The 13,324-nt window shown below is 64.8% G+C and carries 11 protein-coding genes; 9 read left to right on the top strand and 2 right to left on the bottom strand.

Features of this window, described 5'->3' with window-relative positions; genetic code table 11:
• Positions 1-68 precede the first annotated feature (68 nt).
• From ACIQLI_RS11675 to ACIQLI_RS11655, 5 genes are all read left to right on the top strand, one after another.
• The gene (locus tag ACIQLI_RS11675; protein ID WP_400388421.1) at positions 69-1,286 is read left to right on the top strand and encodes a TIGR03364 family FAD-dependent oxidoreductase; all 1,218 of its coding nucleotides are present in this window, start codon (positions 69-71) and stop codon (positions 1,284-1,286) included.
• A gap of 40 nt (positions 1,287-1,326) precedes the next feature.
• Entirely contained in the window at positions 1,327-2,241 is a 915-nt protein-coding gene (locus ACIQLI_RS11670) for a phosphate/phosphite/phosphonate ABC transporter substrate-binding protein (RefSeq protein WP_400388418.1), read from the top strand.
• Entirely contained in the window at positions 2,241-3,050 is an 810-nt protein-coding gene (locus ACIQLI_RS11665) for a phosphonate ABC transporter ATP-binding protein (protein ID WP_400388415.1), read from the top strand. The genes ACIQLI_RS11670 and ACIQLI_RS11665 overlap by 1 nt, the downstream gene beginning before the upstream one ends.
• Positions 3,047-3,901 (top strand): phosphonate ABC transporter, permease protein PhnE, encoded by an 855-nt coding sequence (phnE, locus tag ACIQLI_RS11660; protein WP_400388412.1) that lies wholly within the window; start codon positions 3,047-3,049, stop codon positions 3,899-3,901. Before ACIQLI_RS11665 ends, phnE begins: the two co-directional genes overlap by 4 nt.
• Before the next feature lie 156 nt (positions 3,902-4,057).
• On the top strand, positions 4,058-5,167 hold the full coding sequence (locus ACIQLI_RS11655) for an FAD-dependent oxidoreductase (protein ID WP_400388409.1): 1,110 nt from the start codon (positions 4,058-4,060) through the stop codon (positions 5,165-5,167).
• A gap of 63 nt (positions 5,168-5,230) precedes the next feature.
• Here the strand turns inward: ACIQLI_RS11655 and ACIQLI_RS11650 are convergent, their stop codons facing one another.
• On the bottom strand, positions 5,231-7,453 hold the full coding sequence (locus ACIQLI_RS11650; protein WP_400388406.1) for an NADP-dependent isocitrate dehydrogenase: 2,223 nt from the start codon (positions 7,451-7,453) through the stop codon (positions 5,231-5,233).
• Between the two features lie 269 nt (positions 7,454-7,722).
• On the opposite strand from ACIQLI_RS11650, the gene ACIQLI_RS11645 reads away from it, so the two are divergent.
• Both ACIQLI_RS11645 and ACIQLI_RS11640 read left to right on the top strand, forming a co-directional pair.
• A complete protein-coding gene (locus ACIQLI_RS11645) occupies positions 7,723-8,322 on the top strand; it encodes a hypothetical protein (RefSeq protein ID WP_400388403.1) in 600 nt (199 codons plus the stop codon).
• Positions 8,323-8,406: 84 nt separating this feature from the next.
• Positions 8,407-9,516 carry a trypsin-like serine peptidase gene (locus ACIQLI_RS11640; RefSeq protein WP_400388400.1) on the top strand — a complete coding sequence of 370 codons (1,110 nt, stop codon included), beginning with the start codon at positions 8,407-8,409 and terminating at the stop codon, positions 9,514-9,516.
• 129 nt (positions 9,517-9,645) lie between these two features.
• On the opposite strand, the gene purH is transcribed toward ACIQLI_RS11640, so the two are convergent.
• A complete protein-coding gene (purH, locus tag ACIQLI_RS11635) occupies positions 9,646-11,316 on the bottom strand; it encodes a bifunctional phosphoribosylaminoimidazolecarboxamide formyltransferase/IMP cyclohydrolase (protein ID WP_400388397.1) in 1,671 nt (556 codons plus the stop codon).
• Between the two features lie 119 nt (positions 11,317-11,435).
• On the opposite strand from purH, the gene ACIQLI_RS11630 reads away from it, so the two are divergent.
• Both ACIQLI_RS11630 and murQ read left to right on the top strand, forming a co-directional pair.
• Complete coding sequence (locus tag ACIQLI_RS11630) at positions 11,436-12,383, top strand: N-acetylglucosamine kinase (RefSeq protein ID WP_400388394.1); 948 nt, start codon at positions 11,436-11,438, stop codon at positions 12,381-12,383.
• The gene (murQ, locus tag ACIQLI_RS11625; protein WP_400388391.1) at positions 12,358-13,308 is read left to right on the top strand and encodes an N-acetylmuramic acid 6-phosphate etherase; all 951 of its coding nucleotides are present in this window, start codon (positions 12,358-12,360) and stop codon (positions 13,306-13,308) included. The genes ACIQLI_RS11630 and murQ overlap by 26 nt, the downstream gene beginning before the upstream one ends.
• Positions 13,309-13,324 lie beyond the last annotated feature (16 nt).

The following is a 13,324-nucleotide window of genomic DNA, read 5'->3' as shown; positions in this document are numbered from 1 at the left end:
GGTTAACTTGTATATACAAGTGGCACTATGGCTTGATTCCCCTTCCATCAGCAGCCAGTCTCAATGGTGTGAACAACCCAAGCACTTCCCCCACTGCCGCCAACAGCACCGAAAACCAGCCCACCGACGTCGTCATTGTTGGTGCCGGAATCGTAGGCCTGGCGCACGCCGCCCACGCTGTTGCCAGCGGCCTGACCGTCACCATCATCGAGCGCGACCACCACGCCGCCGGCGCCTCCGTCCGCAACTTCGGCCACTGCTGCATTACCGCACAGTCCGGCGAGCTCTACGAACTCGCACAGACCTCGCGGAAGTACTGGCTGGAGTTCGCCGAACGCGCCGGGTTCTGGGCCGCCGAATCCGGTGCCGTCGTCCTGGCCCGCACCGAGGCAGAGATGGACGTTCTCCGCGAGCTCTCCGCAGTGCGCGAGCCTGGACAAGTGGAGCTGCTCTCCCCCGCCGGGACCCGGGCCCGGTTGGGTGCCACAGTTTCCGCTGCGGAAGAAGCGCACGACGACGGCGCTGCTTCGGGCGCTGAATGGCCCGGCCTCGTGGGCGGCGCCTTCCTTCGGGACGACCTCCGCGTCGACCCCCGCACAACGGTCGCAACGTTGGCCGAGTGGCTCAGCCAGCAGCCCGGCGTCGAACTTCACTGGAACACCGCAGCGCTGGGCTTCAGCGAGTCCTCGGAAGTCGTCAGCGTTCAGACGTCGCGCGGCGGGCTCCGAGCGAAGCAGGTATTTGTCTGTGTTGGCCACGACGTCGACTACCTCTTCCCGGACCTCGCCGAAGAACACCGGATCCAGCGGTGTGCTCTGCAGATGTCGCTGGCGGCCAAGCCGTCCGGTGTCGAATTCGCTCCTGCAGTCCTCACCGCAACGTCCATGCTCCGGTACCCGGCATTCACGGACATGCCCGCTGCCGCTGCACTCCGCTCCGAGGTGTTGGAGAACCAGCCCGAGTTGCTGGAGATCGGCGCCAACGTCATGTTCACCCAGCGCCCGGACGGCACGGTCATTCTGGGCGATTCCCACCACTACCACCGCACCGCCGATCCGTTCCTGGATGAAGGTGTCACCTCCACGCTCAACGCCGAAATCACCGGCCGGATCGGCGAACCACTGGAGATCATCCAGCGCTGGCTAGGCATCTACGCCTCCTCCGACGTAGCGCCCATCCTGGTCCGTGAGGTCCAGCCCGGCGTCACGGTGGTGTCCGTGACCTCCGGTGTGGGCATGACCCTGTCCTTCGGTTTGGCCCACCGCAACGTATCGCGCCTGTACTGAATTTTCCCTCTCGCCCCATCCCCTTCGCATAAGGATTCCCATGAAAACCCCGCTCTTCACCGGTTCCGCGCTTGCCCTCGCCACCGTTCTGGCGCTCACCGCCTGTGGTGGTTCAGCCCAGTCCTCCCCCGAGGCGCCGTCCGCCACCTGCCCCAACGGGGAGATCAAGTTCGGCATCGAGCCCTACGAGGACCCGGCCAAGCTGAAGCCCGCTTACGACGTCCTGGCGGCCGCGCTGTCCAAGAAACTCGAATGCCCCGTCAGCGTCCAGGTGGTGGAGGACTACGCTGCCGAGGTCCTGGCCATGCGCAACGGCAAACTGGACCTGGGCCAGTTCGGCCCGCTGGGCTACGTGTTCGCTGATGCCAAGGCCGGCGCCGAGCCGCTGGTGTCCTTCGGCACTGCCGAGAAGGAACTCAGCACGTACACGGCCGGGATTTGGGTTCCCAAGGACAGCCCCATCCAGGCCATCGGCGATTTGAAGGGTAAGTCCCTGGCCCTGGGCAGCGTCGGATCCACCTCGGGCGACGTCCTGCCCCGCTTCGGCCTCCGTGAAGCCGGAATCGCCGACGCCGACCTCAAGATGGATTACACGGGCGGTCATCCTGAAGCGCTGCTCGCACTGACCAACGGCAAAGTTGATGCAGCGGAGATCAATTCCCAGACACTGGCCACTGCCATTGCCGCAGGCACCTTCAAGAAGGACGACTTCCGCCAGGTGTGGACGTCCAACCCCATCCCCAACGACCCCATCACCGTGCGCGGCGACGCGGACCCCGCGTTCAAGGCAGCCGTCAAGGACGCTTTCCTCAGCCTGGAACCCGCCGACGTGGCCAAGGTAGGCGAGTTCCTGGACGTCACCCCTCCAGGCCCGTTGCTGGAGGTCACCAAGGACAACTACACACCGTTGTTCGAACTCGCCGAAACCATGGGCCTCACTGAGAAGGATCTGTAATGCCTGACCCCCTTCTCGCCGTCCAAGGACTGCGGAAGTCCTTCAGTGGCAGGACTGTCCTTCAAGGCGTGGACTTCTCCGTAGCCGCCGGCGAACTCGTCGCGTTCCTGGGCGCCAACGGCTCTGGAAAGTCCACCACCCTGCGCTGCGTCATGGGTATCACCGCTCCGGATTCCGGCAGCATCAGCATCGACGGGGCTCCGCTGGAAACCCTCCAGGGGCGTGACCTGCAGCAAGCCCGCCACCGCATGGCCATGATTTTCCAGAAGATCCATCTGGTCCCCCGACGCACCGCCTTGGACAACGTCTGCGCCGGCGCCTTGGCCCGTATCTCCACGGTTCGCTCGCTGAGTCCCCTGCTGTTTCCGGCCGACGTCCAGCAGGAAGCCCTCGATTGCCTGGACCGCGTGGGCCTGGCAGATCGCGCGTTCGACCGGGTTGGCCGCCTTTCCGGCGGGCAGCAGCAACGCGTGGCGGTAGCCCGGGCACTCTGCCAGCGGGCCGACGTCGTACTCGCCGACGAGCCTGTCTCCGCACTGGACCCGCACGCCGCAGAGCAGGTGATGGCTCTGCTGCGCGAACTCGCCCACTCCGAAGGGCTTGCCGTGGCCGCGGTCCTGCATCAACCCGATCTCGCGCTGCGATACGCTGACCGGTCCATCGGACTGCTCCAGGGCTCCATGACCTTCGACCTCCCCTCCACAGAGGTCACAGCCGATCACCTCGACACCTTGTACGCCCCGGACCGGGACGTTTCAGACACGACCGTTTCAGGCAGCGCCGTTTCAGACAGGACCCAGGCCGCATGACTCCGCACACTTTGACCCCGGCCGCCGCCTGCCGTGATTCCACGAGCAAAACCCGCGTGGCACTGGTCCGCCCCAAGAAGCCGCTGCGGTGGATCACGACGGCGGCAGTGGCGGCCGCCGTCGTCGGACTCCACGCCGTGGCCATCGAGGGGACGGACTTCAAACCGGAACTCCTGGTTGACGGCTGGAAAGGCATGGCAGCCTTCATTGGCGATGCGTTCCCGCCGGACCTGAGCTGGGAAAAGACCCTCAAGCCCGGCCTGGAAGCGACGCTGGTGACGCTGTGGATTGGTCTGCTGGGCACCACGTTGTCCGTGCCGTTCGCCCTGCTGCTCGCGGCGCTGGCTGCCGAGAACACCAGTCCGCATCGACTCGTGTACCAGGCAGCGCGCGCTATCTTGTCGTTCTTCCGGGCTGTACCGGACATCGTGTTTGCTCTGATCTTCGTCACCGCTGTGGGGCTCGGTCCCTTCGCCGGCGTCCTCGCCCTGATCTGCCACAACACGGGCGTCATGGGCAAACTGTGGGCGGAATCCATGGAGGAAATCGACGCCGGGCCGCAGGAAGCACTCCGCACGGCCGGTGCCAACAGGATCCAGCAGGTCACCAATGCCACGCTGCCCATGGTGGTACCCCAGTTCGTGGGCCTGCTGCTGTACCGCTTCGACGTCAATGTGCGCTCCTCGCTGGTCCTTGGGCTGGTGGGAGCCGGCGGCATCGGGCTGCTGATCAACCAGTCCATCAAGTCGTTCCAGTTCGACTCCATGCTCACCCACATCCTGATCGTGTTGGTGCTGATCATCGTGGTGGACCAGTTCTCCGCGTGGATCCGCAGGCGCCTGGCCGCGTAACACCCCCGCCCTGGCCCAACTGGGTCACGGCAAACGCTCCAATGCGCCCCATTACGACGTTTGCTGCTACCCAGTTGGGTGAGTGGGGGCAGAATGGGAGGTGGCCCTCTTCGGTGGGCGCGATTTTCAAGAGGGCCAACGGTGGATGGAGCAGGCATGCAGGTTGACGTTGTAGTTGTTGGCGGAGGAGCCATGGGATCGGCGGCCGCCTGGCAACTCGCCCGGGCAGGCCGCTCGGTGGTTCTGCTGGAGCAGTTCGAGGCCGGACACCACATTGGCGCTTCCCACGGCGCCACCCGCAACTTCAATACCGCGTACGCCGAGGCCGATTACCTGGATCTCCTGGCCGAATCCAAGACGCTCTGGGACGAACTCGCGGCCGAGCACGGCGCTCCCCTGCTGGACATGGTGGGATTGGCGAACCACGGCAACGTGCCCAAGCTGGAACTGATCCGCGATGCCCACCAGGAACGCGGCATAGAGAGCTACTTCATCCCAGCCGACGAGGCAGCCAACCGCTGGCGGGGAATGAACTTCGCCACCGATGTCCTGTTCGTACCGGGTTCCGGCCGGATCCGTTCGGCTGACGCCTTAGTGGCGCTGCGGCAATCGGCTGAAGCCCATGGCGCAGTCTTCAAGTACTCGACGCCGGTCCGCGACATCCGCATCGATGGCGCCGAAACGGTAGTGGTGGTGACGGAGGAAACCGAATACACGGCAACCCGCGTGGTGGTGACAGCTGGCGCCTGGACGACGAAGGTGCTGAACGGCCTCGCCAAACTCCCCGCGTTGGTGGTGACCCAAGAGCAACCCGCTCACTTCACACCTACGGACAACACCCTGGTGTGGCCGAGCTTCAACCACAACCCGGACCCTGATCCGAACAACGAACTCTACGAATACTGGTTCAGCCCCGTCTACGGCATGCTCACTCCCGGCGAAGGCGTGAAGGCAGGCTGGCACGGTGTCGGTCCCGTGATGGACCCCGACGAGCGCACGTTCGAGCCCATCCCCCAGCAGCTCGAGGCGTTGGTGCGGTACGCAGAAGAGTGGCTTCCCGGCGTCGACCCCGCCACCGCGGTTCCCATCAGCTGCACTTACACCACCACGCCCAACGAGGACTTTGTGCTGGACCGTTTCGGTCCGCTGGTGGTGGGCGCCGGTTTCTCCGGACACGGGTTCAAGTTCACGCCGGCTATTGGCCGGGTGCTGAAGGACATCGTCGACGGCGGAGTGGCACCGGAGCGGTTCCACGCGGACCGCTGAATCATCGATTAAGAGCAACTGGCCCGCAGGCAATGCCTGCGGGCCAGTTTCGCTTTGCGGAGACTACTTCTTCAGATCCGCGAGGACCTTGTTGAACGTAGCGGACGGGCGCATGATCTCAGCGGCCTTGGCGGCGTCCGGACGGTAGTAACCGCCCAGCTCGACGGCGGGGCCCTGGACTGCGGCCAGCTCGCCGACGATTGCCTCTTCGTTGGAGGTCAGGGCGTCAGCGATTGCTGCGAAGTCCTGGGCCAACTCGGCGTCTTCGGTCTGCTTGGCCAGTTCCTGGGCCCAGTAAGTGGCCAGGTAGAAGTGGCTTCCGCGGTTGTCCAGTTCACCGACGCTGCGGCGCGGGGACTTGTTTTCCAGCAGGAACGTTCCCGTTGCGCGGTCCAGAGTGTCGGCCAGGACCTGTGCGCGGGCGTTGCCCGTGGTGGTGGCAAGGTGCTCGAAGCTGACGGCCAGGGCAAGGAATTCGCCCAGGCTGTCCCAGCGAAGGTGGTTTTCCTTGACCAGCTGCTGGACGTGCTTGGGAGCGGAGCCACCGGCGCCGGTCTCGAACAGGCCGCCACCGTTGATCAGCGGAACGATGGAGAGCATCTTGGCGCTGGTGCCGAGCTCGAGGATCGGGAACAGGTCCGTGAGGTAGTCGCGGAGGACGTTACCGGTGACGGAGATGGTGTCCTCGCCCTTGCGGATGCGCTCCAGGGTGAAGGCTGTGGCCTCAACCGGGGAGAGGATCTTGATCTCGAGGCCCTCGGTGTCGTGTTCCTTGAGGTACTCATTGACCTTGGCGATCAGGTTGGCGTCGTGCGCGCGGGTCTCGTCCAGCCAGAACACGGCCGGGGTCTGGGAGGCGCGGGCGCGGGTGACGGCCAGCTTGACCCAATCTCGGACCGGGATGTCCTTGGTCTGGCAGGCGCGCCAGATGTCACCCGGGAAGACCTGGTGCTCGGTCAGGACGGTGCCCTTGCTGTCGACGAGCTGGACGGTGCCGGCTGCCTGGATCTCGAAGGTCTTGTCGTGGCTGCCGTATTCTTCGGCTGCCTGCGCCATGAGGCCCACGTTGGGAACGGTGCCCATGGTGGTGGGATCGAACGCACCGTTGGCGCGGCAGTCGTCCAGGACAACCTGGTAGATGCCGGCGTAGGAGCTGTCCGGGATGACGGCCAGGGTGTCTGCTTCCTTGCCGTCCGGGCCCCACATGTGGCCGGAGGAACGGATCATGGCCGGCATGGAGGCGTCAACAATGATGTCCGACGGAACGTGCAGGCTGGTGATGCCCTTGTCGGAATCGACCATGGCCAGCGCGGGACCCTCTTCGAGGCCCTTCGTGATGGTTGCCTTGACGCCTTCGCGGACGTCCTCGGGCAGGTCTTCCAGGCCGCTGAGGATTGCTGCGAGGCCGTTGTTCGGGCTGATGCCTGCGGCTGCGAGCTGCTTGCCGTAGGTCTCGAACAGCTCGGAGAAGTAGGCCTTGACCACGTGGCCGAAGATGATGGGGTCCGAGACCTTCATCATGGTGGCCTTGAGGTGTGCGGAGAAGAGGACGCCCTCTTCTTTGGCACGGGCAACCTGGGCCTTGAGGAACTCGTCCAGGGCGTCGGCGCGGAGCACGGTGGCGTCCACAACTTCGCCGGCGAGGACGGGGAAGTCCTTCTTGAGGACCTTGGTGGTGCCGTCTTCGCGGACCAGCTGGATGGTCAGGGAATCGTCAGCCGCCAGGACAACGGACTTCTCGTTGGAGCGGAAGTCGTTCTCACCCATGGTGGCAACGTTGGTCTTGGAATCAGCGGACCAGGCACCCATCGAGTGCGGGTTCTGGCGGGCGTAGTTCTTCACCGACAGGGGTGCGCGGCGGTCGGAGTTTCCTTCGCGCAGCACCGGGTTCACAGCGGAGCCCTTGATCTTGTCGTAGCGCGAGCGGATGTCCGTCTCGGTGTCCGAGGAGGGGTTGTCCGGGTAGTCCGGGAGCGTGTAGCCCTGGGCCTGGAGCTCGGCGATGGCAGCCTTGAGCTGCGGCACGGAGGCGCTGATGTTGGGCAGCTTGATGATGTTGGCTTCCGGCTGCTTTGCCAGTTCGCCAAGTTCAGCCAGGGCGTTGCCCGTGCGCTGCTCTTCGGTCAGGAAATCGCCGAAAACGGCGATGATGCGGCCGGCCAGCGAAATATCGCGGGTCTCCACTTCTACACCTGCGGTCGAGGCGTACGCTTCCACAATCGGCAGGAATGAGTACGTTGCCAGCATCGGCGCTTCGTCTGTGTGGGTATAGATAATCTTGGCCATTGGCGGGGTTCTCCCTGAAAGTCTGCAGATTTCAACATCTCCTAACTTACCCGAGTAGACGGATAAGGCGGCCCTTCGTGTCCGGGATCACGTGTTCGTTACCACGCCATGGTGATGAACGCCCGACGGCGGCCTGACCGCCGCTGCTGCCCGCCCCCGTCGGACCCTGGTTGCGGAGAGGTGGTTGCCTGCAGGCTGGTTGCCGGCAAATGTCTGGTCCCCGGGCGCGCCAGCATCTCATTCACCGCGAAACCGAACATAGTGAAGTCATGACCCGCACCGTTCGACCCACCTCCTTTGCTGCCTGGCTGACCGCCTTGGCGGCCGGGATTCTCCTCGCACTGACCGCTTGCGCTGTCCCGGCGCCGACACCCCGGGAGACCATCCCGCACGATGCCGACACCGGCCAGACGATGGCCGAAGCCCGCGAGGCAATCGACGCCGTCCCCGGGATCTCGGTGACTGGCTTTGCCGGAGGAGGTCCCCCCAACGTGAAGGGCAACACGGGATACTCCGTACAGATAGCCATCGACCCTGGTTACACCGTTCTTTACGGCGATTTGCTCGTCGATTACATCGTCCGGAACGTTTGGTCTGTAGGCGAGGGTTACATGCCCAACACTCAGATTCAGATCAGCGCCCGAACCGCTGACGGGGAGCCGTTCTTCGACCTCTCCACTGCAGGCGTGGGATCAGCCTGGATGGGCGGACAGCCCTCGGCTCCTTCGCAGCACAACACCATCATCATCCCGCTCAGCGCCGACGATCCCGAGGGAGCGCGCAATCTATCCCTGCTCTCACAGGACGGTTCATGGCCTGGCGTCACACCCAAGCCCCTCCCTGACAGAGTCACGGTCAAAGACCACTGATGGCCTCTTGCCACGGCCTGTGGCTGGGTTCACCAAAGGGACCTCGCCACTTGACGAGGAAGTGACATCAAATTATCACAAAATATGAAACATCTCTTTACAAACTTGTCATACGTTCGATACCTTCAAATCCGTCAGTCGGCGGTCGCCATCACTGGCCGCCTCACTCCCTCGATAGGTAGGAACAACGTGACAAAAACCAAGACCCTGGCCACAAGCCTGCTGAGTCTGTCCGCTGCCGCAATCCTGGCGCTGGTTGGAACCACCAGCGCCAACGCGGCACCGGCCCAGAACGCAGACTCCAGCGGCGCTGCGGTCAGCAGCCATGTAGTGTCGGACACCGGCGCTGCAGACTACTGGACGCCGGAGCGCATGAAGAATGCCAAATCCGGCGAAATCCTCGCGGCCAAAGCCCTTGACCGCGGCAAACTCCTCAACCTCGGCAAAGCCCAGGTCACCGAAGCCCCGGGCGCCATCAGCAGCATCGCAGGCCAGCAGGCCACCACCGAATCCAAGACCATCGACCGCAAGGTCAACCAGAGCGAAACCCCCGTCAAGCACATCGGCAAGGTCTTCTTCACCCTGGGCGGCTCCAACTACGTCTGCTCCGGCAACTCCGTCACCTCATCCAACAAGAGCACGGTCTCCACTGCAGGCCACTGCCTCAACGAAGGCCCGGGCGCGTACGCCACCAACTTCGTATTTGTCCCGGCCTACCTCAACGGTTCCGCACCTTACGGGAAGTGGACGGCAAAGGCGCTGTACGCCCCCACCCAGTGGGCGTCCAACGGCAACATGCAGTACGACACCGCTTTCGCCGTGGTCAACACCCTCAACGGCCAGAAGCTCGCCGACGTCGTCGGGGCCTCCGGCGTCCAGTTCAACGCCGCCCGCGGTCTGAGCTACAAGGCCTTCGGCTACCCGGCAGGCTCGCCCTTCAACGGCGAATCGCTCAAGAGCTGCTCCGGCACCGCCACCAACGATCCCTACAACCCGCAGTTCAACAGCCAGGGAATCCCCTGCAACATGACCGGTGGTTCCTCGGGCGGTCCGTGGTTCATCGGCAACAGCTCCACGGGCTACCAGAACTCCGTGAACAGCTACGGCTATGGCAGCAACTCCACCACCATGTACGGCCCGTACTGGGGCACCGTGATCCAGTCCACGTACAACACCGCAGCAGCGGCCTCGTAACAGTACTGAATCGCCACGCACGTCCCTGTTAAGTATGTGCGGATAAAGCACGACGGCGGCCGTCCCCTTCCGGGGGCGGCCGCCGTTGCGTTGTGGTGCTTTGTGCCTGGGCCCTGGCGGGCTCTTCTTCTAGTGGAAGAAGTGGCGGGCGCCGGTGAAGTACATCGTGATGCCTGCAGCGTTGGCTGCGGCGATGACTTCCTCGTCGCGGACCGAACCGCCCGGCTGGACGACGGCGCGGACACCGGCGTCGATCAGGATCTGCAGGCCGTCAGCGAACGGGAAGAACGCGTCGGAGGATGCAACGGCACCGCGGGCGCGCTCAGGTGCGTCACTACCGCTGGTGTTGGACGCGCCGCCAGCACCTTCGACGTCGGACTCTACCGTCACGCCCAGCGTGTTGGCGCGCTCGACGGCCAGGCGGCAGGAATCCAGGCGGTTGACCTGGCCCATGCCGATGCCCACGGCAGCACCGTGGTTGGCGATCAGGATGGCGTTGGACTTGGCAGCGCGGCAAGCGGTCCAGGCGAAAGCGAGGTCCGCGAGCGTTGCTTCGTCGGCGGCTTCGCCTGCTGCGAGGGTCCAGTTGGCGGGGTTGTCGCCGTCGGCATCTACCTTGTCGCTCATCTGGACCAGGACGCCGCCGGACACCTGGCGCATCTCGGACGGGTAGCGGCCGTAGCCCTCGGGCAGGGCGAGGAGGCGGATGTTTTTCTTCTTGGAGAGGATCTCCACAGCTTCGGGCTCGAAGTCCGGGGCGATGACAACCTCGGTGAAGATGTCGGCAACCGTGCGGGCCATGCCGGCGGTAACGGTACGGTTCGCAGCGATGACGCCACCGAAAGCGGAGACGGGGTCGCAGGCGTGGGCCTTGGCGTGGGCATCGGCGATCGGGTCTGCAGCGTCGGCGGAACCGACAGCTACACCGCACGGGTTGGCGTGCTTGATGATCGCGACAGCCGGCTCTGCGAAGTCGAAGGCAGCGCGCAGGGCGGCATCGGCGTCGACGAAGTTGTTGTAGCTCATGGCCTTGCCGTGCAGCTGGTCAGCCTGGGCGATGCCGGCCGGGGCAGCCTTGTCCACGTAAAGAGCTGCCTGCTGGTGCGGGTTTTCGCCGTAGCGAAGGACCTCGGAGCGTTCCAGGGAAAGGCCGGCGTAGGCGGGCCAGTCGATGATGCCGTCGCCGTCTTCGTCCAGGAACTGGCTGGCGGTCCAGGAGGCAACAGCGTTGTCGTAGCTGGCCGTGTGCGCGAAGGCCTTGGCAGCCAGGCGGCGGCGGGTGTTCAGGTCGAAGCCGCCTTCCTGTGCTGCAGCAACCACTGCGCCGTAGAAGTTGGGGTCCGTGACAATGGCGACGGCGGCGTGGTTCTTCGCGGCCGAACGCACCATCGCGGGGCCTCCGATGTCGATCTGCTCAACAACGTCGTCCTGCGCTGCGCCGGACTTCACGGTCTCGACGAACGGGTACAGGTTTACCACCACGAGGTCGAAGGTCTCGATCTCCATGCCCGCCAGGGTGTCCATGTGGGACGGGACGCGACGGTCGGCCAGGATGCCGCCGTGCACGCGCGGGTGCAGGGTCTTGACGCGGCCGTCGAGCATTTCCGGGGAGCCGGTGACTTCTTCGACTTCCTTGACCGGGATGCCTGCGGCGGCGATCTTCTTGGCGGTGGAGCCGGTGGAAACAATGGCGACGCCGGCTGCGTGCAGGCCCTTCGCGAGCTCCTCCAGTCCCGTCTTGTCGTAAACCGAGATCAGTGCACGGCGGATGGGAACACGGTCAAGCTGCGTCAAGCTCACAAAAGTCTCCGTCTTAGTTCGCGTAGAAGTCGCGGGTGGTGTCGCGGGTGTGGGATACGGAGAGTTTATCGCGTTTCGCTCGATGGCTCGTTTTGCGTCCCGCAACATAGGGTTGATCCATGGAAGCCACCGAGGTCGTTCTTGTTGCCGATGTAGGGAAAAGCCGCTGCCGCGTGGAGTTGCGCAGCGGTGGCGAGTTGCTGGGCGCAGCGGATCAGCACGGCTTCCCTGGCGTGCACGTGGACAACGGGCCCACGCTGGCGTTCGAGCTCCTCCTCGAGACGGTCAGCTTGTTGCCGCCGGGCCTGCCCGTCAGCACGCTGACAGGAATCGGCGCCGCAGTGGCCGGCGTCGAAGCATCCGCGGAAAAGTCCCAGGAACTCGCCACCATGTTGGCCCGGAGATTCAGTGTCCCCGCCGCCGTCCTTTCCGACGCGACAGCCGCCCAACTCGGGGCTCTCCAGGGAGCTCCGGGCACCACGCTCATCGTGGGCACCGGCGCCGTGGCCTTCCGTTTCGACGAAGCCGGAGTCCTGCACCGGGCCGACGGCTGGGGACCCTATCTTGGCGATCGCGGCAGCGGGCGATGGATCGGCCAGCAAGGTCTTCAGGCAGTTCTGGAAGCGCACGACGGCGGCCCCGCCACGTCGTTGACGGCTGCGGCCGGCGCTCTGGTCGAGTCACCGGAAATGCTCCCGGGCTGGCTCGCTGCCAACGAAAACCCCTACCGGGCGATGGCCCGGTTCGCGCCGCTGGTTCTGCACGCAGCGGAGGCGGGTGACGCCGTCGCACATGACATCATCGGCGAGGCGTGCCGCATTCTGACCCACACGGTGAAGCTCGCGTCCGGTGGCGAGCGCAGCAGTTCGCCGCGCGTGGCGATGCTCGGCGGAGTGGTGGGATCGGAGTTCTTCGCGGCGCTCTTGCGGAAGTCCCTCGCTTCGGCTGGGATTGAGGTGGTGGCACCGCTCGGCGATGGCTTGGACGGTGCTGCCCTCGCTGCGACGCGCCGCGGGCTCATCCAGGAAAGGTACATCCACCGTGACGGAACAAACTGGCCCGACTAGCGCCGACAAACTTGCGGGCCTGCGCACGGAACTCGCCGGGTTGGCGACCGAAGCCACGGCCGAAGGCTTGGACAACCTGGACATCCTGGGCACTGAAGAACTGGTCGCAGCGATGCTTGCCCACAGTGCAGGAGTACACGCTGCCGTTGAGGCTGCGAGCCCCGCGATCGTTCAAACGGTCGACGCCGTTGCGGAGCGGCTCCAGCGCGGCGGGCGCCTTTTGTACGTGGGAGCCGGTACGGCCGGGCGTCTCGGTGTGCTCGACGCAAGCGAGTGCCCGCCAACGTTCGGCACCCCGCCGGGACTCGTCGTCGGACTCATCGCCGGTGGTACCAAAGCGATACAGCACCCCGTGGAGTACGCCGAGGACAACGCGACTGCCGGGGCACGGGACCTGCACGACATCAACGTGACTGAAGCGGACGCCGTCGTGGGTATTACCGCCTCCGGAAGGACGCCGTACGTGATCGGCGCGCTGGAGGAAGCGCGGAAGCGGGGTGCCTTTACGGCATCGCTGGCGTGCAACAAGAGCTCTGCCGTGAGCCATCTGGCGGACGCCGCGATTGAAGTTGTTGTGGGTCCGGAGTTTATTGCGGGCTCCACCAGGCTAAACTCGGGCACCGCCCAGAAACTCGTCCTCAACATGATCAGCACGCTGGTGATGGTGAAGCTCGGCAAGACGTACGGGAACCTCATGGTGGACCTGCGCGCTACGAACGAGAAGCTCTTGGCCCGTTCGCAACGGACGGTCCAGCACGCCACCGGTGTCTCTGCCGGGGAAGCTGCCGCAGCGTTGGACTCTGTGGGTGGTTCGGTGAAGGCGGCCATTTTGGTGCTTCTGACCGGTATCGAGGCCGGTCAGGCCAAGGGTGCCTTGGAAGAGGCCGGTGGTTTCCTGCGGCGGGCCATCGAGAACCAGAAGTAACGCGGACTTCCGCTCC

The sequence above is a fragment of the Paenarthrobacter sp. NPDC091669 genome, from assembly GCF_044756725.1.
Taxonomy (GTDB): domain Bacteria; phylum Actinomycetota; class Actinomycetes; order Actinomycetales; family Micrococcaceae; genus Arthrobacter; species Arthrobacter bambusae_C.
The sequence above is the reverse complement of the archived record's forward strand: the minus strand, read 5'-3'. Positions and strand labels throughout refer to the sequence as shown.

Excerpts from the sequence above, each read along its gene's own strand:
- ACIQLI_RS11640 (WP_400388400.1), top strand. The coding sequence starts at position 8,407 with ATGAAACATCTCTTTACAAACTTGTCATACGTTCGATACCTTCAAATC.
- ACIQLI_RS11670 (WP_400388418.1), top strand. The coding sequence starts at position 1,327 with ATGAAAACCCCGCTCTTCACCGGTTCCGCGCTTGCCCTCGCCACCGTT.
- ACIQLI_RS11630 (WP_400388394.1), top strand. The coding sequence starts at position 11,436 with ATGGAAGCCACCGAGGTCGTTCTTGTTGCCGATGTAGGGAAAAGCCGC.
- phnE (WP_400388412.1), top strand. The coding sequence starts at position 3,047 with ATGACTCCGCACACTTTGACCCCGGCCGCCGCCTGCCGTGATTCCACG.
- ACIQLI_RS11655 (WP_400388409.1), top strand. The coding sequence starts at position 4,058 with ATGCAGGTTGACGTTGTAGTTGTTGGCGGAGGAGCCATGGGATCGGCG.
- ACIQLI_RS11645 (WP_400388403.1), top strand. The coding sequence starts at position 7,723 with ATGACCCGCACCGTTCGACCCACCTCCTTTGCTGCCTGGCTGACCGCC.
- ACIQLI_RS11650 (WP_400388406.1), bottom strand. The coding sequence starts at position 7,453 with ATGGCCAAGATTATCTATACCCACACAGACGAAGCGCCGATGCTGGCA.
- ACIQLI_RS11665 (WP_400388415.1), top strand. The coding sequence starts at position 2,241 with ATGCCTGACCCCCTTCTCGCCGTCCAAGGACTGCGGAAGTCCTTCAGT.